This is a genomic window from Streptomyces sp. NPDC088794 (assembly GCF_044750545.1).
Lineage (GTDB): Bacteria > Actinomycetota > Actinomycetes > Streptomycetales > Streptomycetaceae > Streptomyces.
This window is the reverse complement of the sequence record NZ_JBIVKB010000007.1, coordinates 142845-163416: the sequence shown is the minus strand read 5'-3', so window position 1 is coordinate 163416 and position 20572 is coordinate 142845. Positions and strand designations below refer to the sequence as shown.

Genomic DNA, 20572 nt, shown 5'->3' with positions numbered 1-20572 from the left:
TACGCATACGTGGGACAGCAGGGAGCCTCGAACATGGATCGGGGCTCCCTGGAGATCGGTCGACGCCGGTCAGTGAGGCCGTGATTCGGTTTCCTGGGGAGGGTGATGTTCATGACCGGTCGTTGTGGTTGCTGTACTCCTCTGCTGTGCCGCTTGGGCGGCTCTGCGCGTGTGGGCGAGGGCAGTCCCCAATAGGGGAAGGGCTCTATCCAGATCACCTGCCGCTTGGTAGGCGCCAGCGAGGTTGTTGCGGCTGATGAGGGTGTCGGGGTGGGTGTTGCCGAGGACCTGTTCCCGTTGGGCAAGGGTGGCTTCCAGCAGGGGGATGGCTCTGTCTAGATCACCCGTCGCTTGGTAGACGGTCCCGAGGTTGTTGCGGCTGGTGAGGGTGTCGGGGTGGGTGTTGCCGAGGACCTGTTCCCGTTGGGCAAGGGTGGCTTCTAGCAGAGAAGTAGCCCTACCTAGATCACCCGCCCTAAACAAAGTGCTGGCAAGGTTGTTGCGACTAGTAAAGGTGTGAGGGTGCGTGTTGCCGAGGACCTGCTCGCACTGGGCGAGGGTGGCTTCCAGCAGGGGGATAGCTCTGTCTAGATCCCCCGCCGCCTGGTAGGCGTTTGCTAGGTTGCCACGGCAAATTAGGGTCTGGGGGTGTATATCTCCAAAGGCCTGTTCGCGCTGGGCGAGTGTGGCTTCCAACAGAGGGATGGCTCTGCCCAGATCGCCCGCAACCCGGTAGGCGCCGGCGAGGTCGCTACTGCTGATGAGGGTGTCGGGGTGGGTGCTGCCGAGGACCTGTTCCCGTTGGGCGAGGGTGGCTTCCAGCAGGGGGATGGCTCTGCCTAGATCACCTGCCGCTTGGTAGGCGCCAGCGAGGTTGTTGCGGCTGTTGAGGGTATCGGGGTGGGTGTTGCCGAGGACTTGTTCCCGTTGGGTGAGGGTGGTCTCCAGCAGAGGGACGGCCTTGCCGAGATTCCCCGCCGCAAGGTAGGCGCTGGCGAGGTTGTTGCGGCAGTTGAGGGTGTCGGTGTGGGTGTTGCCGAGTACCTGTTCCCGTTGGGCGAGTGTTGCCTCCATCAGGGGGATAGTGCGGGCAGTGTGACCTTGCTGGTGGAGTCGATTGGCGGCGTCGTTGTACGCACTGGTGAGGGCGTTGTTGTGGTGTCCTAGTGGAGTGGTAGCTGCCAGGGTGACGAGGTGGGGTATGAGGGTGTCCCACTGTGTGTCGCTGGTGCCGTCCCGGCCTGGAGGTGGGCTCAGTTGGTGGAGGACGGCCCGTTCGGCCCGTTGACGTCCTGGAGGGCACGTGGACGGCTGTGTGTTGGCCGTGGTGGTGAGGGGGCCGCGCAGGACGGTTTGCACCAGGCGGTGCACGCTTACGTGGGTGCCTGTGTCGTTGATCATGCTGTACGCAGCCAGGGCGCCGATGGCTTCAGCGATTTCGTCCAGGTCGGCGCCGGGTGGGGTTAGCAGGGTGTGGGGGATGTCGTCGGGGGCGAGCCAGGCAGCCGTGTGCAGGACCTGGACGGCCATCGGGTCCGCTTGCTCCAGGACCTGGAGAGTGACGTTCCAGACCCGGGCGATCGTGCGTTCGGCGTGGAAGCCGTGGGCGGTCTTGGCGAGTTTGGTACCTAGGCGTCGGCGGTAGGCGTCGAGGCTGATGCCACGGTTCTGAGCGAGGTACGCGCCAGCCTGCTTGATCGCCAGAGGAAGGTGCCCTAGGTCAGCGGCAAGAGCACGGGCTTCGACCCCCTGGCGAGGGTTGGGGGTGGTGTCCTTGAACGCGAGACGGCACAGCAGGGTGGTTGCGTCGTCCGGGTGGAGGTTGCCCAAGGCCAGGGTAGGGGCCGTGTCGGGCCAGCCGATGGTGCGGCGACTGGTGGCCAGGTGATGCCCCTGGTGCAGTGCTCCGGTATACGGGGCGAGGTCGTCGGGATTGTCGACGTTGTCGTACACCAGCAGCCAGCCGGGATGCCAGGCCAGCCATTGCTTCGCCCACGCCACTTGCGCCCCCCGCCCGGCCGTGCTGGCCCAGGCCGGCACCAAAGTCTGGGTGAGGGCGGTGAGGGCGGTCTCGATCTCGTCGGGGGAGGCGGCGCCGATCCACCAGATCAGGGTGTAGTCGCCGCGATAACGGTGTGCGTAGTGCAGGGCGAGCGTGCTTTTGCCGACCCCACCCAAGCCGTGGACAGTCCCGCTTTGTGTGATTGCACCCTCGCGCTGGTCGGTCAGGGTATGCCGCAGCCAGGCGAGGTCATGCTGACGGCCCAGGCACAACGGCGGCGGAGGCAGGTTCGAGGTGCCTGGCGCTGCCGTGACTCTCTCCACGGCATGCAGCGCCTCAGCAGGCAATACAACGTCACCCGTGTAGGCGTCTCTGATCTGCTGGGCTCCGATCGACCGCTCTCCGGTTGCCGCGATGCGTGGACCGGACACGGCTTCTTCCGCGCTCACGACCGTAGCGGGGCGTGACCGTCACCGGTGATCGCGGTGCCGATGTGTTGCGCCGCGATCGACCGCTCACCGGACGCCGTGATGGTGACCGCGCCTGCGGCTGGGGCCGGTAGCAGGGCCGACAGCTCCTCCCGCAGTGCCGGATCGTCCTGCAACGCGCGCTTCAGGAGCCGGCTCAGCACAGCCGTGGAGTAGGCGTCGTCCTGCTCGTCGGCGGCCTCACCCACGACTCGTTCTAGCTCTGTCCGGCTTGCCTCGTCCCTGCGCCGCCAGACCAGTTGCAGGATCTGCTGCCCCAGACCAACCGTCGCCTCGGCAGCAGCATCCTGAGCCCTCGTCAGCACTGCCACCCCGTACGCGCTCACCGCGGCCGTCACCGCAGGGCCCGCCTGCTCGACCAACTGCACGATCTCCGAACTCACTTGATTCCCCCTGACTGCCACGGTTCCCAAAGAACACCAGGGTAGAAACAACACACCCATCGTGAGGCCAATACGCCCGAAACGCCCGCAGCGGTTCGACTCCCCCCTCACGCCATCTGCTTGGGAAGCTTGGGTTTCTTGTGGCTGCTACCGCGCTGGCCTGTGGCGGGGCGGTGTCGGGATCCTGGTCGCACTGATGGCCACTCCCCGCCGTTACCCGTGGTTCCCCGCAGGATCTGGCACGCGAATGGCACGACCCATTCGGCTGGAAGAACCCTGGGGGGATGCTCGACCTTGGGGTCTGGGCCTCAGCCAACGATAGTCAGCCATGACGGCGGGTGCGCCGACCGATCAGGCGCGCGTGTGTCTCGCTGCATCCCCACTGGCCTCAGCCACGCTGCCATGCTGTCGACCAGAGCAAGTCGCGTCGGCAGACGCGTAGCAGTGTGGCTTTCAGTGATGCCCTCTTCGGTCCGAAGCAACTTGGACGGGGGCGCTGCCGTGGTCCGCTGCGTGACTCACCTCCCTCGTTGTCTCGCAGTTAGACACCCACCTACCGCGACTCCCGCTCACTCTTCTTGCGGCGCTTGCTCGCCCTCTTCTTCGGTTCGGCTTGGTCGCGCTTCGTCAAGTCACCTTGGTGGGGGTAGTAGCGCGACGTGCCCCTGGCCGGCGATGAGAGTTGGGGCGGCCCGTGACTCTTCGTCAGGGTTCGCGTCAGACGCGAGCACCGCTCCGGCAAAGAGCACAGATCTGGTCGACGCAAGGTTCGACGACTTTCTGTCCTACCTGGCGCAGTCGACTGTAATCTTGAAGGAGGGCAACTATGAGGCTATGAGTGCACAACGGAGGCGATGATGCTGCGAACGCCAAACTGGCGCGATTGGTATCATTTCCGTCATCAGCAAGCATGTTTTGAGTCTGGTAATGCTTTCGAAGATTACGTTTCCAAAGTGCTATCGCACTTCCACGACGACTACCTGAATCCGGCACCGTCCGGCTCGCTCGGGGACGGCGGGTGTGATGGATTGGCCGAGTCAGGCACAATCTTTTATGCCTGTTATGGGCAGAGGCCAGGTCGTGATGCTGAGCGAGAGCTAGCAAAAAAGATTAACTCGGATTTCAGTCGCGGATTGGCTGAATGGGACACGTTTCATACGTGGAAGTTTGTGACGAACGCGCCCGTTGGGCCCGTGGCATTGAGGTCCGTCACTCAATTGCAACAAGCGCACAGCCCGTCCTCCACCCGGCCGCTTACAATCCGAGTTGTAAGACCAGATAGACTCTGGACGGAAGTGGTGGGAACCCTAAGCGACACAGTTCTCGACTCACTCTTCCCGGGTGCGCCTGGAATTGAAAATATTGAGCTTTCAGATCTGCTGCCCCTGCTCGACACTCTCGGCACTCATGATTCGGCTGCCGAGGTCGGTGGAAGCGTGTTGCCCGTCCCAGCTACCAAAATGGAATTCAACGCCCTTCCTGAGGCGAGCCGGCTTGAGTTTAATGCCGGGCGGCTTCTGGCTCCACGCATTGATCGCTGGTATGCCGAGTCCTCTGACCCAGATCTCTACGATGCACAGGGAGAGCGGTTTCGAACCCTCTATAAAGAAGCTAGATCGATTACTGCCGAGCCTGCAGAGATTCTTGAGCGGCTCTACGTTTCAGTGGCTGGTGGCAACTTCCGGATGGATGGGAAGCGCGCCAATGCGGCTTTCGCTGTAGTTTCGTACTTCTTTGATTCGTGTCATATTTTTGAAATGCCGTCGGTTCCAGGATCAACATCCGGGGAGGGAGTTGCCTGATGCTTTTGCCCACTAAGGGGGTTTCGCCGGAACGCGCCCTGATGACAATCGGATCGGAGATCCTGGAGGAATTGTCTGACCCAATGTCGGTGTCGGGATTGTGGGAACGGTACAATACTCGACAAGACACCACAAGCAGGCTTCATCGGGTTACATTCGACTGGTTTTCGCTTGCGCTAGCAACCCTCTACGCAATGAAGGTTGTGGACGTGTCGGATGGTGGCTATATCAGGACTTCCCATGTTTCTCACTAGGCTCACTTCATCCGATGCCAGATTTAAAACCCTAAGCTTTCATGAAGGGTTGAATATTCTTGTAGCTGATCGCACAGACGCGTCGGCGCAGGGTGACAGTAGGAATAGTATTGGCAAGACAAGTTTCGTCAAGATTTTGCGGTACGTTCTTGGCGGCGATTTGCCTCCAGATTTCAAGGCCTCTGAGCTTTCAGATCATAAATTCATTGCGTCTATTTCGCTCCCAGCAGTAAGCGGTGATGTTGATGAGACGGTGACTGTCACGCGTTCCGTCTCACCTACGACCAGAGTCGATGTGACCGGCTGGTCGGCTTCTGAGGGGGCGCGAGACCTGCACGTTGACGCGTGGCGCAGTATGCTGAGTCGACATGTTTTTCGAATCCCTCCAAACGTGAACCGGCCGACCGCCGGTCAAATTTGGGGACAGCTAATCCGAACTTACTTCGGCAACCCCATCAAGGGGCATCAGTCTGAGGCTGACTGGGAGTCCGGGGTCAAGCTCGGATTCATGCTGGGGTTGGCACCGGAAATCTTGGGTAAAGCTGGTGACCTGGATCGCCTTACGAAGCAGGGTAAGGCCATCCGTAAAGCAGTAAAAGACGGGGCTATCGCACACCTTTCTCTCGATGAATCAGCGCTTCGCGCTCAGCTTGCGACAGCCCGTCGCCAGAGAGACCGCATACAGGAAAGCATGCGTTCTTTCACGGTTGATGAGCAGTACGCCAGTCATCAACAAGAGGCCGACGGTCTTAGTGGTTCGATTCAGAGGCTCAACGATGAAGCCTTGGCTTTGCAACGCCGATCACGTGAACTTGATGAAGCGCTGCGCGACGAAGTGGTGGCTTCCGAGAGCAATGAGCTAACTGCGAAGCTTGCGCGTGTTTATGCCGAGATTGGGCTCGTGCTCCCAGACGTTGTTAGTAGGCGTTACGACGAGGTAGTTGCCTTTCACGAGTCCGTTGTTCGTAATAGGCGCTCATTCTTGGAGCAAGAACTCAACGCGGTTACATCCCGCCTCGATGCCATCGATGTGGAGCGTCGAGCGCTAGACCGTGCGCGATCCCAAGTTATGCAGATTCTCGAAGAGACTGTCGCGCTCGACACCTTTATGAGCATGCAACGTGATCTCGCCAAACAAGAGGCGAACGTCGCGGACTTGGAACGACGTCTCGAAGATGCGAATTCGATCAGCACAATTAATGACACGGTCAAGCTTCGGACTGCAGAACTGATTGCCTCCGTTCGAACTGAAATGAACGAACGGGACGAGAAAATTGATGAGTCTGTTTTACTGTTCAGTGAGCTCGGGGCGGAAATCTATACCGACCGAGAGGCCTCTCTCTTGGTGTCTTTGACACCTAAGGGAATCCTCAGTGTCGAGCCGAAGATCTCGGGCGACGCTAGTACCGGCGTCCGTAGTGTTGAGACTTTCATGCTCGACGTCGTGTGCGAGATTGCGGCCATTAAAGCTCGAAGGGCCCCGCGGCTGCTCGTTCATGACAGCCATCTCTTCGATGCCATAGATGGGCGGCAGGTTGCTTCTTGCCTTAATATCGGCGCGAGGCTTGCGGAAGAACACGGGTTCCAATACATTGTGACGGTCAACTCTGACTTTATTGCGAGTGTAGAAGCACAAAGTGATGGTGCCTTTGATGCCGCTCCTTACACCCTGGACACTAGACTGACGGATGAAAATGATGAGGGAGGCCTCTTCGGATTCCGATTTGATTAGCCCAACGGCAAACGACCAAGGGCTCAAATCTCACCTACCTCCCGGCCCTCACTTGCTCCCATCCCGTCTGCCGTCGACCCACATACCGTGGAGCGGGCGTGGTTACTGGCGTCCAGGTGGAGCGCGCCACTGTACGAACGACCTGGACGCCAGGGGCCTCGTCTGCTCGGCTCTGTCTGGGGCGATGGCGGACGGGATGGGAGCTCCCCGCGCACGCTCCTACGGACCCGCAGCGACCGACGCCGCCTCCTCTTCATCCCGGTGCTGGCCGATCCCCCGCCGGAGGCACTGCTTCGGCCCTCGCTGGCCTGCCCAAGGTGCTCGCCTTACTGTTCTCGGCTCGTGCATCGGCGCGCGGCCCGGCCCCCGGCCGGGCTGGAGCGGGACGAAGGCAGGAGCGCAGGCCCGGCCGGGGGCCGGGCCGCGCGCGCGGGGAGCGGAGCGAGCCGCCTTGATCAAGTAGGGAAAGTCTTACCGCGCGGCTCAGACAGGCTCGTGCTGATCGTCGACGCCCACTCCACCTACTCACGTGAGTAGGTCACGGCTAAAGTTGTGCTGGCCGACATAACAGGACGACAGGAGCGTGCTGACCGGATGGGACCCAAGTCCGAGCGGGTCTACCGCACGATTCGTGAGTGGATCGCTACGGGCAAGTACTCGCCAGGTTCCAAGCTCCCGTCCGAACGCACCCTGTCGGAAGAGCTGGAGATTGGCCGTACGGCTCTGCGTCAGGTGCTGGCAAAGCTCGTTGCTGAGGGCGTCGTTGAGGTGCATGGCCGTAGCTCCTACCGGGTGCCCGACCGGTCAGTGATCATCGAAGCGCCGGCGGATGTCGAGCCGTGGCAGATCCATGGTGAGCGGACGCTGTACGACAACCGATGGGTGAAGCTGAGCCTCGTCGACGTGGAACCGCCCGGCGTAGAGCGCTTTGAGCACCATGTCGTCAGGCTTCACCACGTGGCCATTGCCGCGGTCCTCGATGACCAGGACCGAGTGCTCATGATGTGGCGGTACCGCTTCGTCCCTGACTCGTTCGGCTGGGAACTGCCCGGTGGCATCGTCGACGAGGGGGAGGAACCCCTTCAGACCGCCTTGCGTGAAGTCGAGGAAGAGACGGGCTGGCGGCCGAACTCCCTGGAACATGCGGTCACTTATCAGCCCATGGTCGGCATGGTCGACTCGCCGCATGAGATCTTCGTCGGTCAGGGAGCAAAGCTCGTCGGTGAACCGACCGATCTGGAGGAAGCCGGGCACATCGCCTGGGTGCCTCTGTCCGATGTTCCTGGGCTGATGGCTCGTGGTGAGTTGATGGGCTCGGGCACTCTCGTCGGCCTCCTTCATGTGCTCGCTTCACGGGGTGCCGGCACCTCGCCTACAACTGCTGTGTGAGCTGCTCGATCCGCCGTCTGTGACGCACTGATTTGGTCCGGCTCGCAATCAACTTTGCGTTCCGCAGGTGGTCTTGCGCCTGGTCGTACTCGCCGCGCGCCAAGTGGGCCTGGGCCAGATCGCAGCGCAGTCCGGCCGTTGCCCTGATGAACGTGGGATCAGTCGTATCCAGAGCGGTGTACAGGCTGTCCACTGCCTCGGGATCGCCGATCAGGGCGAGTGCGTTTCCGCGCCACCTGGTGAGGTGGCCCTCATTGAGGAAGATGCTCAGCATGTCCGGATCGCGGGCCTGTTCCCCGGCGGGCAAGTGCCGAGCTGCGCGTTCAAGTGCCCGCTGGCAGTCGTCCTGGAGTCCAGCGCGGGCGCAGATTTCCGCCTCGGCCGCGTACAGCCAAGCTGTGAGCCGCGGAGAGTTCGCCTTCCCACCAAGACGCTGGGCATCTCGGACCAGCTGTACCGCCGTCTCTGGTCGCCCGGCGTCGCAGAGGACGAATGCCTGCTCGGCGGTGGCGTGCGCGAGATACATGGGCTCTTCGGCCTCTTGCGCGGCGCGCTTGCCCAACTCGTAGTGGCGCCAGGCTCGTTCGACGGCTCCGACATCGAGGGCCTGCCAGGCTGCCAACGTCGCCGCGCCGGCCAGAGCCAGAGCGACCGGGCGACGAGTCTCCGGGAGGACTGCGAAGGTGAGAGCTTCTTCCAACCGGGTCAGGTGGCCAGTCATCTGGTCGACCAGACTGGCGGCACCCATCTGCCGGTCGATGGTCCGGAGCAGCTCGGTTTGGTCCATGAACGTCTTGACCATGGTCAGGCTGACGTTCCGTGCCTCATCGATCCGAGATATCAGCTCGTCGTACCCGTCGGCCGCCGTGAACGCCGGCGGTGACTGTGGCCTGCTCGTCAGTTCGTCGTCTGTGATCCCGAGCAGGGCGCGGAGAATCTTGGCGTAGCGGCTGGAGATCGTACGGCGTCCGTTCTCCCATTCCGACACGTACACTCGCAAACTCGCGGTGGAGGCGACGGTGAGCATGTGCTGACGCGCATGGCTCTCGATCTCCCGCACAAGACGCTCTTGCGACCATTCCCGCGCCGTTCTTGCTGCCTTGAGTCCACTCATCGTGTACTGCCGCTCCGGGTAGGGGTGTTGACCGTAACAGCAGCATGCCTCACGACGGCGCAGGTCGGCAGGGGTTAACGAGCCAGCTGTTAACCCCTGTTGTCTACCGGCTTGTTGATGGGCGCGCTTTCCTAGAACTGTCGCAGTCAGGCGAGTTGAAGAGCCGGACCAACGACGATGCTTGACATCTGGTGCGCACCAGATGCAACCTACTGGTGCGCACCAGCAGGAAGTGCAAACACTCCGCAGCTTTGCTGCGGCATCCATCGACATTCGGGAGCGGCGACCCACCGCCAAGCAAGTACGCCGCTCCCGCCCCTGAAGGGACTTCCATCATGCGTCAGATTCCCGTCGACACGTCCGCCGCGACTGTGATGGTCGCCAAGGCTCCACAGCCCAAGGTCAAGGACCGCCGTACCGGTGAGATCGCCGTGGACAAGGACGGCGTCACGCTGATGACCGTGGAGGTCATGTTCTCCACGCCGGACGAGGTCGAGATTCTCAAGCTCACCGTGCCCCAGCCCGGCGTCTCCGAAGAGTTGACCATGGGGACCCCGGTCGCTTTGACCGGCCTGGTCGCCTCGGCGTGGGAGAGCGAGTTCAACGGTCAGAAGCGGCATGGCATCGCCTTCCGCGCGGTGGCCGTGACCTCGCTCGCCGTTGCGGCCCCGCAGGCTGAGGCTGCCTGATCATGACCTGGTTCATGGTCGTTGTGGTGCTGGTCGTCGCCGCTGCGGGTCTCCTGCGGTGGCGGCGTCCCGCCTGGTACTGGCTGACCTTCGGGGTCACCCTCGCCGCCCTGCGGGTTCTGGTTCGCTACGCCTCCGTCATGGACGCCTGCGGCCTCACGGTCCCACCCTCCCGCTGGCGCCTGGCCCTCGCCCGGATCGCCAACCGACCGGTACCCGAATCCCGTCCACCGCGCATCCTGCGACTGCGCCCGACCCGTACCGGCCTGGTGTTGCGGCTGAAGCTCCGTCCCGGACAGGACGCCTTCGACGTCGCGGCGGCCTCCGACCGGCTGCGTCATTCCTTCGGCCTGTACGGCGTCACCTCGCGTGAACTGCGTTCGGGTGTCGTCGAGGTGCGGATGACGGGTTATGACGTCCTCAAGCGAGTACAGATGCCCGTCCGGATCGAGACGCGCCCGATGCGGGTTCCGGTCGCCCTGCGCGAGGACGGCTCTGTGCACTACCGCGACTACCGGGCCGTACCGCACGGGCTCACCCTGGGCGCCACGGAGTCCGGGAAGTCCGTCTACCAGCGCAACTTGGTCGCGGGGCTGGCCGCGCTGGACGTCGCGTTGGTGGGCATCGACTGCAAGCAGGGAGTCGAACTCTTCCCGCTGGCCCGCCGTTTCTCCGCCCTCGCCGACAACCCAGACACCGCCCTCAACCTGCTGGAAGCCCTCGTCACGCACATGGAGGACGTCTATCAGCTGATCCGGGCCAACCAGCGGATCACTGTCGATGTGCCGGACGCGGAGATCGCCGCCGACATCTGGGACTTGCCCGCCGATGTGCGCCCGGTGCCCGTCGTGGTCCTGGTCGACGAGGTGGCCGAACTTGCCCTGTTCGCAACCAAGGACGAGGAGAAGCGGCGCGACCGGATCATCACCGCTCTGGTCCGCCTCGCCCAGCTCGGCCGTGCCGCCGGCATCTACTTGGAGATCTGCGGGCAGCGCTTCGGCTCCGAACTCGGCAAGGGCATCACGATGCTCCGCGCCCAGCTCACCGGCCGGACCGCGCACCGCGTCAACGACGAAGCCTCCGCCAACATGGCCTTCGGGGACATCTCCCCGGACGCCGTACTCGCCGCCATCCAGATTCCCACCGACACCCCCGGCATCGCCGTCACCGGTGACGCCTCCGGCGGTTGGACTCGTATCCGCGCCCCGCACACCTCGCTGCGTGAGGCCGTGAACATCTGCAACAGGCACGCCGAGCGCACCCCGGAGCTGCCCGCCCTGGCAGCCTTCCGCCCCGCGGTTGCCCCGCTGCCCTCGGCCCGGGTGCCGCTGTCCAAGACAGCCCCCGCCACTGCCTGAACCTCTCTCGCTCCTCGGTCGGCGCGACCGCATCGCGCCGGGTCCCTACCCGCCCCATGCCTGCTGAAGGGAGAGCACGTCATGTGCCCCGACTGCGAGGACTTCGCCCGCACCGTGCTCCTGCTGGGTCAACTCGCCCTCTACGCCGACGAATTCGGCGCTGACCATGACTTCATCGAGTCGGTGGCCCCGTCCCTCGCCGCGTCCTTGCCCGAGCCGCTGCTCGGTGCCTTCCCGCCCGACTACGACCCCACCGACGGCCCCGACCACCCCGGCGGCTGGTGATGGCCCGCCCCACGTTCCGCGTGGACGCCGTCCTCGTCCAAGCCGTCATCGCCGGGGCCCTGTCCTTCGCCCACCTGCACGACCTCGCCGCCGCTGCCGGACAAGGCGGTTGGAAAGCGTGGGCCTACCCGATCAGCGTTGACCTGCTCCTGGTCGCGTCCTGGCGGAGGCTGCGCTCGGGCGGCCCGTCGCGTCTGGCCTGGTGCTGGTTCGTGATCGCCCTGGTGGCTTCCCTCGGTGCCAATGTCGCCACCGCTGGACTCCTCGACCTCCACCAGGTCCCGGCCTGGCTGAGCATCCTCGTCGCTGCCTGGCCTGCGCTGGCCTTCATGGGCGGGACGCTTCTTGCCCACTCCACCGGCGACCACCCGGCGCCCGAAGCGCCGGCCACCACAGCCGAGCGCGAGCCGGTCGCCTCGGTCGAGCCGGAATCCATCCCTCCCGCGCTGGACGAGAACGAGGACACCCTCACGCTCCCGGCTGCGGAATCCGCTCCAGCGCCGAAACCGGCCGCGGCTGCGCCTACTGCCCCGGCTGTGCCGGTCCCGGCCGCACTGGTCGACCACGCCCGCAAGGTGGCCGCCGACCACCGCGCCCGGACCGGATCGCCGATCGACACCGACACCCTGCGCGCTCGCCTCGGCGTCCCACCCCAACTCGCTCACGCCATCGCCGCTCAGCTCGCCTGAACCCGGAAGGAAACACAACTGATGACCCGTGACCCCGCTGATCTGACCGTGGCCGACTACCTCGATGGCGCCCGCGAGATGACCGCCGCCGATCGGCCCTACCTCGCCCACCTGCTTGCCGAGGAAGCCGCCCGGCGCACCGCCGACCCGGCCACCGCCGCCGGTATCCGTGCCAGCTTCCCCGACCCGGCGATCACCCGAACGGAGAGCGACTGACATGCCCGCCCGCGACCACTTCCACTCCGTCATGCGCATCGGGCCGGTGCAGATCGGCACCCACCGTGACCGCCACGGCCACACCAGGCACGCCGCGGTGTGCACCAACGAGGGCTGCGGCTGGTCCGCCGACTACGCCAGTCAGAGCGCCGCTCAGCTCGCCGCCCGCACCCACCGCTGCCGCATCCGCTAGGAGGCCACCGCTCATGGACGTCCCCCTCTGGTTCGCCCTCGCCGCCATCGGCTACCTCGGCTGCAAGCTCTTCCGGCCGCCGTTCTGGCTGGTCCTGGTGCTGCTTCTGGGCGGCTACCTCGTCGCAGACAGCATCCTCGCCCTGGTCATCGACACCGCCGTCAAGTAGCCCGCCCCAGAAGGGAGTTCAGCTGATGTTTCACCCGAAGATCCCGACCATGCCCCAGCCGACCGGCCTGATCACCCCGCCCGCTGTCGTCGAGCCGACCGCTGTCACTCAGCAGCAGACGCCCGCTCCGGCACCGGTCGCCCCGGTCCCGACCGCGGTGCCCGCCCGGCTCGCCGTCCAGCTCACGCCCGGCGCCGTCGTCGCCTTGGTCGGCGGTGGCACGGCCGTGGCCCTGGTCGTCGGCGCGGTCCTGGTCTCGATGCTCCTCGCGGTCGCCGTCTCCGGCGCCTCGGTCGCCATCTGCGCCCTGGTCATCCGTTCACTCGTCACCAGCGAAGCCAAGCGGCGCTGACCGGCCCCCGGGCGGCCTCGATACCGCCAAGCATCCGCCGCCCGGGAGCCCTGCCCCTGCCGAACCCGAAGACTCGGAAGGACCCCCAGCATGACGCAGCACCCCACACCGCCGCCTCGGATCTGCCCCAATTGCGACGGCTTCGCCTCCATCGCCATCACCCTCGGGGGCCGCAGCGCCCGCGGTCACCTACGCACAATCACCGCGCACTGCACGGCTTGCCACGGCACCGGCACCACCCGCCGACGCACCCGGAACAACCGGGAGGACGCCCGTGCATGACCTGCTGCGCGACCCGGTCATCCTCGGCGATCTGATGAGGGTGGCCTCGGCCGACGACTTCGACCGCTGGCACGAACAGATCCGCCGTACCGGCGGCTGCGCCGACCCCATCCACCTCACCGGGTGGACCCTCACCAAAGACAAGACGACCGGCGCCACCCTGCACCACTACACCACCGCCAACGAGCCCGGCGGACACCTTCGCGTCGCTTGCGGCAACCGCCGCGCCTCGCGCTGCCCCTCCTGCGCCTGGACCTACGCGGGCGACACCTACCACCTCATTCGCGCCGGACTCGCCGGAGACGATCGCCGCGACATCCCTTCCACCGTCCGCGACCATCCCCGCGTCTTCGCCACTCTCACTGCCCCGTCTTTCGGACCCGTCCACAACCGCCCCGATACGGGTGTCTGCCGATGCGGCTCCGCCCACCTCGCCGATGACCCCACCCTCGGCACCGCCCTCGACCCGGCGACCTACGACTACGCGAGCGCCGTGCTCTTCAACAACCACGCCGGGGAGCTCTGGCAGCGCTTCACGAACCGGCTGCGCCGCGAGATCGCCGCCCGCGCCGGCATGTCACAACGCGAGTTGAAGGAAGCCGCCCGTATCTCGTACGGCAAGGTGGCCGAGTTCCAGAAGCGGGGCGCTCTGCACTTCCACGCCGTCATCCGTGTCGACGGACCAGAAGGACCGGACACTCCGCCCCCGGATTGGGCAACCGCGCAGCTGCTCGACGATGCGATCCGTGCCGCCGCCTCGCACTCCTATACCTCGGTCTCGGTCCCGGCCGCCGAGGATGAGCCCGCCCGTACCTTCCGTTGGGGTGCCCAGCTCGACGTACGTCCCGTGAAGGCTTTCGGTGACGGCTCCGACATCACCGAACAGGCCGTCGCCTCATACGTCGCCAAGTACGCCACCAAAGCCGCCGAGAACACCGGCACCCTTGACCGCCGTATCGGCGAACTCTCCGAACTCGACCGCCACCACGTCCCCGACCACACCCGCCGCCTCATCGAAGCCTGCAAACGACTCGACCCGCTCTATCCCGACCGCCGCCTCTGGGCCTGGGCTCACATGCTCGGCTTCCGCGGCCACTTCTCCTCCAAGTCCCGCCGCTACTCCACCACCCTCGGCGAACTACGCCAGGTACGAGCCGACTTCCGCGCGGCCCAGGAGAACGCGGCCCTCGCCCTCGACGACCGGGAGCCGGACACCGTCCTCGTCCTCACCGACTGGCAGTACGCCGGACATGGCCACACTCCCGGAGAGTTCGCCCTCGCCGGCACCATCGCCCGCGACCTCCAGCACAACCGTGAAACCGCCCGCGAGGCACTCGCAGCGCTGGCTGACGAGGGGGAGTGGTGACGATGGAACGACTCCTCACCGTCGACCAGGTCGCCGAGCAACTCGGCACCGGTGTCCGCTTCCCTCGCCGCCTCATCGAGGAGCGCCGCATCACCTTCGTCAAGGTCGGTCGGCACGTCCGTATCCCTGAGAGCGCTGTGGAGGACTTCGTGAGCGCGAACACCGTGGAGCCGATCGCCCTACGGCCCACGGGCTTCAGGAGGGCTGCCTGATGGCTGGCAAGCGCAAGTCCCGCCGGAACTTCGGTCGCGTCCGTAAGCTGCCGTCCGGCCGGTTCCAGGCTCGGTACCCGGGGCCTGACGGGCTCCTGCGTCCAGCGGACCGGACCTTCGCGACCTCGACGGACGCTGACCGCTGGCTCATGCGCAAGCGCATCGAGATCGAAGAAGGGCGCTGGCTCGATCCGGTCGAGGGACAGACGACCGTGCGCGACTGGTCAGCCCGTTGGCTGGCCGCCGTCTCTCCGCAGCTGAAGCACAAGACGCAGGCGACGTACCGGTCCCTGATCAACTCGCTGATCGTTCCGGCACTTGGCGATCACGAGTTGTCCAACCTCCGGCCCATCACGGTTGCTGAGTGGGTCGGTGGCATGAAGACCAAGGGGCTCAGCGCGTCCCGGATCAGGCAGGCGTACCGAGTCCTGTCGCAGATCATGCGGTCGGCCGTCGACAACGACATGATCCCCCAGACACCGTGTCGGGGCGTGAAGCTGCCCAGGATGCCGCAGACCGAACCGCACATCCTGACTCCGCTCGAAGCCTCGCGGGTGGTCCGGAGCGCGGCCAAGCCGCATGACCTGCTGATTGCCCTCCTTGCGTACGCAGGCCTGCGGGTCGGTGAAGCGTTCGCCCTGCGGCGGGGGGACATTGACATCTCCGGCGGCCTAGTGATGGTTGACGAGAACCTGGCGGAGGCCAATGGCGCCTTGGTCTTCGACACCCCCAAGTCCCATCAGAAGCGGGTCCTGAGGATCGGTTCCTCGCTGGCGAAGCGACTCGGCCGGCACTTGGAGACGCTGCCCAGTGGGGAAGACGCGCTTCTCTTCGTGACGCCCGCGGGAAAGCCTCTGCGCTACAACCAGTGGCGCAAGGCGTACTTCGACCCTGCGGTCACGGCTGCTGGACTGACCGACGTGACCCCGCACGATCTCCGGGCCTCACATGGGACGTGGGTCGCCGACCGGTACGGCGTGATGACTGCCGCTCATAGGCTCGGCCACTCGAACGCGAGCGTCACCACTCGGCACTACGCCCGTCCTGTCGCTGGCCGTGACGATCAGGTCGCCGAAGCGGCGGACTCCTGGTTGATCGAGCAGGACGATGATGAGGGAACGCAATAGGAACATTCACCCTCCTCTGCCTCGCCATAAAGCCATCGTGGCCAGTCTGAGAACTCGTAAGAAATCGACAGCCCCTGACCGAAACCCATGGTCAGGGGCTGTGTGATCTCGTTGCAGGCGTCCACGATGAAAGCCTCTAATGATAACGGAGGCTCGAAAAGATGATCTCGGAATTACGATATGCATCACAAAGTGACCTGGATCGATCAAAGATGTGGCAATGTCGGTCTGTGCTTGCGTGAGGACTCCACTGTAGGTCATTAATATTTCTACATGGCTTCGAAGTGTTAGGAGTATCAGTGAGCGCTGTCGACATTTTTCAGGAATTGCAAAAGGAGCGGGCGAGAATTCTGGACGAGGCTCATATGGAGATGCTTCGCCTGAATTTCGATTCGGACAAGAAGCTGAAGGAGGTTGATCGGAAGGCAGCCAAGGTGGTGAACGAGGGTGAAAGCATGCCATGCCTGGTGCGCTGGACGCCGGGACCGGATCTGACGATTTATCATTCGGCCGACGCTCCGTGCGGGCGTGTTCGGGACCGTCGTAATTTCAGGCGTATGACTGAGAAGGCTGCTAAGGATGCGTCGTCATATTCATGGCTCCACCGTTGCAGTGCCTGTTTTTGGTCCGCTGCTGTTGGTATTCATGTTAAGCGGATGTTCGAATGGAATTAGCTGCTCTATTCTACGACGGCGATTGTAGGCCTAATGAGTCAGTCTCGCCCTGATCTCCCCGCAGTGCTGGAGCGCGATCTTCGTCTAGAGGTCGGCGGAGTCTGTCCGTTCTCCTCATGTCGTATGCCGGCTCAAGAGAACTGTCATATCTGGGATCGCGCTAAAGGTGGTCCTGATGTTTTCGGAAATCTCATAAGGGCATGCGCCGCGCACCATCATGAGCATACGGTCGGACGTATCCCTGATCATGATCTGCGTGTGCTTAAGGCTCGCCTCGCTTGGGCTAATGACAGGTATACGCCTACGGAGCGCCTGTGGTTGCAAGTATTTGCGCATTCGAGAGGTGTCCATTTCCAACATCCAACTCTGAGGCGATCCTGTCTCCGATTCTTGGAGGCGGACGGATATGTGGTGATCGTCGAAACGCCAAAACAGCACAGAGGAGGACAGGAAATGGATCATTGGCGGCTGACTGGCATCGGGCAGTGGTTCGCCAAGGCATGGGCAGAGTCGGGGGCCTACCCCCTGGGCGTTACGTATCGATAGGCTCGGCAGGCCCCGGGTGCAGTCACGTGCCCCGCGCTGATCCCTTTCGGGCACGTAGCGGGCACGACAACGATGAGGACGGCGCCTTCAGGGCGCTCGCACCCGTCTGACCTGCGCCGCAGCGATCTGCCCGCCCGATCGGCGAAAGGTCTTGAAAACCGTCGTGGCGGCGACGTCACCGTGAGTTCGAATCTCACACCCACCGCAGAGCACGCGGAAGCTGTTGAGCTGGGGCGCCGGAGGGAATCCGGTGCCCCAGCTTCTTTTCGGGCACGGGCGAGCACAGCCGACGGGGGACTTTTCATGACCACCACGCGCGGGGTACGCGCCGTCCTGTTCGGGTGCGCTCTGGCACCGGTGTTCCTCCTGGTCGCGTGCACGTCGGAAAGCGATACCGAAGCCGGCGGCCCCACGCCCTCCGCGTCGCCCAGTCGCTCCAACACCGCGGCGCAGCAGGAGAAGAGGCTCACCGCGCAGGTCCAGTCGGCCCTCGACGGCACGGTGACCGACAACGACTCCATGGTGGAGTCCGGCATCGAACGCGTGTCGGAGGGAATCCACACCGAACCCGGTCTCACCCCTGGAGCCACGTACCGCCTCACCCTGGTCTGCGACGGCAGCGGAGTCGCGGACGTCGACTTCACACCGAAGAGCACGCCCGCGCCGAAGCCGGTCGTCTGTGACGGGGCGATGAGCGCCCAGCGCTTCACGGCGGCCACGGCCTCGCTGCACATCGACGTCCAGGGGCGGTCGGGCGCCACCGGGATGATCGGCTGGCGCGTCGACAGGGTCTGAGCCACTGGTCCGAGCCGCCGGTCCGAGCCACTGGTCCAAGCCGCCGGTCCGAGCCACTGGTCCGAGCCTCCGGTCCGAGCCGCCGGTCCGAGCCGCCGGTCCGAGCCGCCGGCTCCCAGGCATCCCCGCGCGCGTGACTACAACTCACAGTCCCGAGCCAACCCCTCCCAATCCACCTCCCGCACCCCCCTCTCCGCATCGCACTCGCACGGCACATGAGGTGTGTGCTGGAACCAGATGATCGTGAGGGTGGAGCGGTGCAGGACGGGGTCGTGGTTCGGGTCCAGGGCCGTCGAGCGGAAGGTGCCGACGCAGGCGACCGGTGGGAGGACCTCGACCGGACCGAGTGCGCCGGCGTACTGGTGGGGGTACTCGCGCGGGGGTGGGACGAGATGGATCGGCGTGGTGGGGAAGGTGCGTTCGGCTTCGTGGAGCAGGCCCTTGATCGCCATGTCGTTGACCGGCTTGCAGGGGTAGCCCTCCGGCATGCCGCCGTACGTCGACGAGAGCCGCAGCTCGCAGAGGTCGGTGGCGCGGCCGGAGGCGAGGACCACTCGGGTCAGTGACATGGTCCGCACCCTGGGGCCGCGGCGCGTGTCGGGACGGTCGTGCATGTGGTTCCTCTGCTGCTGATCGGCTTTGCTGTTCTTTCGACCGGCGCCCCCCTTGAGCCGTCGTCCCGCTGACCCTTGAGCTGTTGCCCTCACGCCCGATGCCGTGTCATCCGCGCCGCCGACGCGATCGTCGCCCGTGCCTCGCGTTCCGTCAGGCCCGTGTTGACCGCCGCTTCGACCAGGGGTTCGACCAGAGGGGGGCCGATCCCGTCCTCGTAGGCGCGGCAGGCGGCCCAGAAGAGGCGGGTGTTGCGCTGGCCCTCGTGCGCGGCGAGGACGAACTGGACCAGGCCCTGGCCGTGGCCGCTGAGGGCGGGCGCGGTGGGGTGGTGGGTGCGCGGCGGCGGCAGCAGGAGGCGCAGGAGGGCGGGCGGGCAGGCCGCCGGGGCGAGATGCGCGGTGCCCGGCGCGGTGCCGTAGACGCCGTGGTCGGTGCGGGAGCCGGGGCCGACGAGGTAGCCGCCGGCGCCGCGGATGTCGATGCCGGGGGCGAGGCGGCCGGCCGAGTTGGGGACGACGGTGTCCGGGGGGCCGCTCAGCCAGAGGTGGCGGCCGCCGCTGGGGGTGAGGACGACCACCGTGTCGGGGATCGTGAACAGGTGGCGCAGGGCCAGTTCGCGCAGGGCCGCCGAGGAGTCCGTACCCGACTTCGTGTCGAGGTCGACGCCGATCAGGTGGTGCGGAGCCAGCCCGCACGCGATGCCGTAGCCGGTCGCCCAGGGCGCGGCGGCGAACAGTTCACGGATGCGCGCCGGGTCGGTCGAGGCGTCGTACACCCCGTGTCCGAGGCGTCCGCACTCGCCGTGGCAGGGCTCGGGTTGGAGGTCGGCGCGGTGGGGGGAGCGCAGGGCCGGGAGTTTCGTCCGGGACAGCGGAATGACGGCCAGACCGCGCTCCGCGGCTGACAGGGCGTGTGCGAGGGCCAGCGTCGTGGCCTGCCGGTCGGTGGTGGCCATACCTCCATGTTCGTACGTACGTTCGAAAAAGGGAAGAGGGGGCGGTGTTCGACGCGCCGAGAAAGGGCGATTGGCGGGAAATGTGCGGGAACGCTTCACCTCTTGCGGTGTCCGGGTTTGAGTCGCCCGTTCTGCCCTGACCTGGGCGTTGGAAGTGGTGAAAGGGGTTTATCGACTTGTCGTAGCACTTGAGGGGGAATCAGGGCTTCCGGGGTGGTTCGCCGGGGATTCCATGGGCAACTCTGGTCTCGCGACGTCGTGCACAACACCGAGGCGGTCGGCCAACTGCCCCGGAAACAGCCTGACTTGACGTACTTCCGGCAAGGAAGCCGGGTTCTGGAGGAAGAAACATGGCAAGCATCCGTACCGCCCGCGTCATCGCCGCCGTCTCCGCTCTCCCGCTGGCCGCCGCTCTGTTCACCGGCGTCGCCGCGGCGGACAACGGCGCGATCGCGGACGACGGATCGAACGCCGGTGTCGCGAGCATCGTCGGCAGCGGTGTCGGCCACGACAACAACGGCAACTCGTCCACCACGCAGCAGAACGCGGTCGGCTCCGGCGCCTCGAACCAGAGCAACACCGCCCAGGTCAACGGCTCCGCCTTCACGGCCATCAACCAGGGAAACGAGAACGTCCTCGTCAACTTCACCAACCTGTGGTGAACCGGCGGCCCTGACGCCCGGGAGGTCGCGAGGGACTACGGGGGGCCGGCGGAGTCCAGGGGTGTGCTCCGTGGGGTGGTAACGCGTCTGCGCGGCGGTACTTCGGTACCGCCGCGCAGGCGTTTTCCGTACGGGAGGCCGGCGGGCGCCCGCACGGCCCTCCCTGCCCTTGCGAAGGGTCGGAACCTTGACAGTGCACGGCATCTGACGGACAGTCAGAAAC

At 65.1% G+C, this 20572-nt stretch carries 23 protein-coding genes; 18 read left to right on the top strand and 5 right to left on the bottom strand.

Annotated elements, in window-relative coordinates; all coding sequences use genetic code 11:
* Nucleotides 1-69: 69 nt before the first annotated feature.
* The gene (locus tag ACIP6U_RS21395) at nt 70-2451 is read right to left on the bottom strand and encodes a tetratricopeptide repeat protein (RefSeq protein WP_401720001.1); all 2382 of its coding nucleotides are present in this window, start codon (nt 2449-2451) and stop codon (nt 70-72) included.
* Nucleotides 2448-2873, bottom strand: a complete 426-nt coding sequence (locus tag ACIP6U_RS21390; protein WP_401719998.1) for a hypothetical protein — start codon at nt 2871-2873, stop codon at nt 2448-2450. Before ACIP6U_RS21390 ends, ACIP6U_RS21395 begins: the two co-directional genes overlap by 4 nt.
* Before the next feature lie 854 nt (nt 2874-3727).
* Here ACIP6U_RS21390 and ACIP6U_RS21385 point away from each other — a divergent pair.
* The 4 genes from ACIP6U_RS21385 (at nt 3728) to ACIP6U_RS21370 (ending at nt 8050) form a co-directional block, all read left to right on the top strand.
* Nucleotides 3728-4675, top strand: a complete 948-nt coding sequence (locus ACIP6U_RS21385) for an ABC-three component system protein (RefSeq protein ID WP_401719996.1) — start codon at nt 3728-3730, stop codon at nt 4673-4675.
* Entirely contained in the window at nt 4675-4929 is a 255-nt protein-coding gene (locus tag ACIP6U_RS21380) for an ABC-three component system middle component 6 (protein ID WP_401719993.1), read from the top strand. The genes ACIP6U_RS21385 and ACIP6U_RS21380 overlap by 1 nt, the downstream gene beginning before the upstream one ends.
* A complete protein-coding gene (locus ACIP6U_RS21375; protein ID WP_401719990.1) occupies nt 4916-6661 on the top strand; it encodes an ABC-three component system protein in 1746 nt (581 codons plus the stop codon). Before ACIP6U_RS21380 ends, ACIP6U_RS21375 begins: the two co-directional genes overlap by 14 nt.
* 594 nt (nt 6662-7255) lie before the next feature.
* Nucleotides 7256-8050, top strand: coding sequence for a GntR family transcriptional regulator (locus ACIP6U_RS21370; RefSeq protein WP_401719988.1), 795 nt, complete (start codon nt 7256-7258; stop codon nt 8048-8050).
* On the opposite strand, the gene ACIP6U_RS21365 is transcribed toward ACIP6U_RS21370, so the two are convergent.
* Entirely contained in the window at nt 8034-9077 is a 1044-nt protein-coding gene (locus ACIP6U_RS21365) for an XRE family transcriptional regulator (RefSeq protein WP_401720583.1), read from the bottom strand. The two genes, ACIP6U_RS21370 and ACIP6U_RS21365, sit on opposite strands and share 17 nt — an antisense overlap.
* A gap of 422 nt (nt 9078-9499) precedes the next feature.
* Between ACIP6U_RS21365 and ACIP6U_RS21360 the strand changes: the two genes are divergently transcribed.
* The 13 genes from ACIP6U_RS21360 to ACIP6U_RS21300 all read left to right on the top strand — a co-directional run bounded on the left by ACIP6U_RS21360 (nt 9500) and on the right by ACIP6U_RS21300 (nt 18117).
* Nucleotides 9500-9853 (top strand): hypothetical protein, encoded by a 354-nt coding sequence (locus tag ACIP6U_RS21360; protein WP_401719985.1) that lies wholly within the window; start codon nt 9500-9502, stop codon nt 9851-9853.
* A 2-nt stretch (nt 9854-9855) separates the two neighbouring features.
* Complete coding sequence (locus tag ACIP6U_RS21355) at nt 9856-11211, top strand: FtsK/SpoIIIE domain-containing protein (protein WP_401719982.1); 1356 nt, start codon at nt 9856-9858, stop codon at nt 11209-11211.
* Between the two features lie 81 nt (nt 11212-11292).
* On the top strand, nt 11293-11496 hold the full coding sequence (locus tag ACIP6U_RS21350) for a hypothetical protein (RefSeq protein WP_401719980.1): 204 nt from the start codon (nt 11293-11295) through the stop codon (nt 11494-11496).
* Nucleotides 11496-12185 (top strand): DUF2637 domain-containing protein, encoded by a 690-nt coding sequence (locus tag ACIP6U_RS21345; RefSeq protein ID WP_401719977.1) that lies wholly within the window; start codon nt 11496-11498, stop codon nt 12183-12185. The genes ACIP6U_RS21350 and ACIP6U_RS21345 overlap by 1 nt, the downstream gene beginning before the upstream one ends.
* Nucleotides 12186-12206: 21 nt before the next feature.
* Nucleotides 12207-12401: a hypothetical protein gene (locus tag ACIP6U_RS21340; RefSeq protein WP_401719974.1), complete on the top strand. Its 195-nt coding sequence runs from the start codon at nt 12207-12209 to the stop codon at nt 12399-12401.
* Nucleotide 12402: 1 nt separating this feature from the next.
* Nucleotides 12403-12594, top strand: coding sequence for a mobile element transfer protein (locus ACIP6U_RS21335; protein ID WP_401719973.1), 192 nt, complete (start codon nt 12403-12405; stop codon nt 12592-12594).
* Nucleotides 12595-12607: 13 nt separating this feature from the next.
* Nucleotides 12608-12763 (top strand): hypothetical protein, encoded by a 156-nt coding sequence (locus tag ACIP6U_RS21330; RefSeq protein ID WP_401719971.1) that lies wholly within the window; start codon nt 12608-12610, stop codon nt 12761-12763.
* 25 nt (nt 12764-12788) lie between these two features.
* Entirely contained in the window at nt 12789-13115 is a 327-nt protein-coding gene (locus ACIP6U_RS21325) for a SpdD-like protein (RefSeq protein ID WP_401719968.1), read from the top strand.
* Nucleotides 13116-13389: 274 nt separating this feature from the next.
* Nucleotides 13390-14763: a replication initiator protein RepSA gene (gene repSA, locus ACIP6U_RS21320; protein ID WP_401719965.1), complete on the top strand. Its 1374-nt coding sequence runs from the start codon at nt 13390-13392 to the stop codon at nt 14761-14763.
* A 2-nt stretch (nt 14764-14765) separates the two neighbouring features.
* Nucleotides 14766-14975: a helix-turn-helix domain-containing protein gene (locus ACIP6U_RS21315; RefSeq protein ID WP_401719963.1), complete on the top strand. Its 210-nt coding sequence runs from the start codon at nt 14766-14768 to the stop codon at nt 14973-14975.
* Nucleotides 14975-16102, top strand: coding sequence for a tyrosine-type recombinase/integrase (locus ACIP6U_RS21310; RefSeq protein WP_401719960.1), 1128 nt, complete (start codon nt 14975-14977; stop codon nt 16100-16102). Before ACIP6U_RS21315 ends, ACIP6U_RS21310 begins: the two co-directional genes overlap by 1 nt.
* 299 nt (nt 16103-16401) lie before the next feature.
* Complete coding sequence (locus ACIP6U_RS21305; protein WP_401719957.1) at nt 16402-16776, top strand: hypothetical protein; 375 nt, start codon at nt 16402-16404, stop codon at nt 16774-16776.
* Nucleotides 16777-17625: 849 nt separating this feature from the next.
* A complete protein-coding gene (locus ACIP6U_RS21300) occupies nt 17626-18117 on the top strand; it encodes a hypothetical protein (protein ID WP_401719954.1) in 492 nt (163 codons plus the stop codon).
* A gap of 137 nt (nt 18118-18254) precedes the next feature.
* On the opposite strand, the gene ACIP6U_RS21295 is transcribed toward ACIP6U_RS21300, so the two are convergent.
* Nucleotides 18255-18686, bottom strand: a complete 432-nt coding sequence (locus ACIP6U_RS21295) for a hypothetical protein (protein ID WP_401719952.1) — start codon at nt 18684-18686, stop codon at nt 18255-18257.
* A gap of 134 nt (nt 18687-18820) precedes the next feature.
* Nucleotides 18821-19687, bottom strand: a complete 867-nt coding sequence (locus ACIP6U_RS21290) for a bifunctional DNA primase/polymerase (RefSeq protein ID WP_401719949.1) — start codon at nt 19685-19687, stop codon at nt 18821-18823.
* 350 nt (nt 19688-20037) lie between these two features.
* Between ACIP6U_RS21290 and ACIP6U_RS21285 the strand changes: the two genes are divergently transcribed.
* Nucleotides 20038-20349 carry a hypothetical protein gene (locus ACIP6U_RS21285; protein ID WP_123999061.1) on the top strand — a complete coding sequence of 104 codons (312 nt, stop codon included), beginning with the start codon at nt 20038-20040 and terminating at the stop codon, nt 20347-20349.
* The last annotated feature ends 223 nt before the right edge of the window (nt 20350-20572 follow it).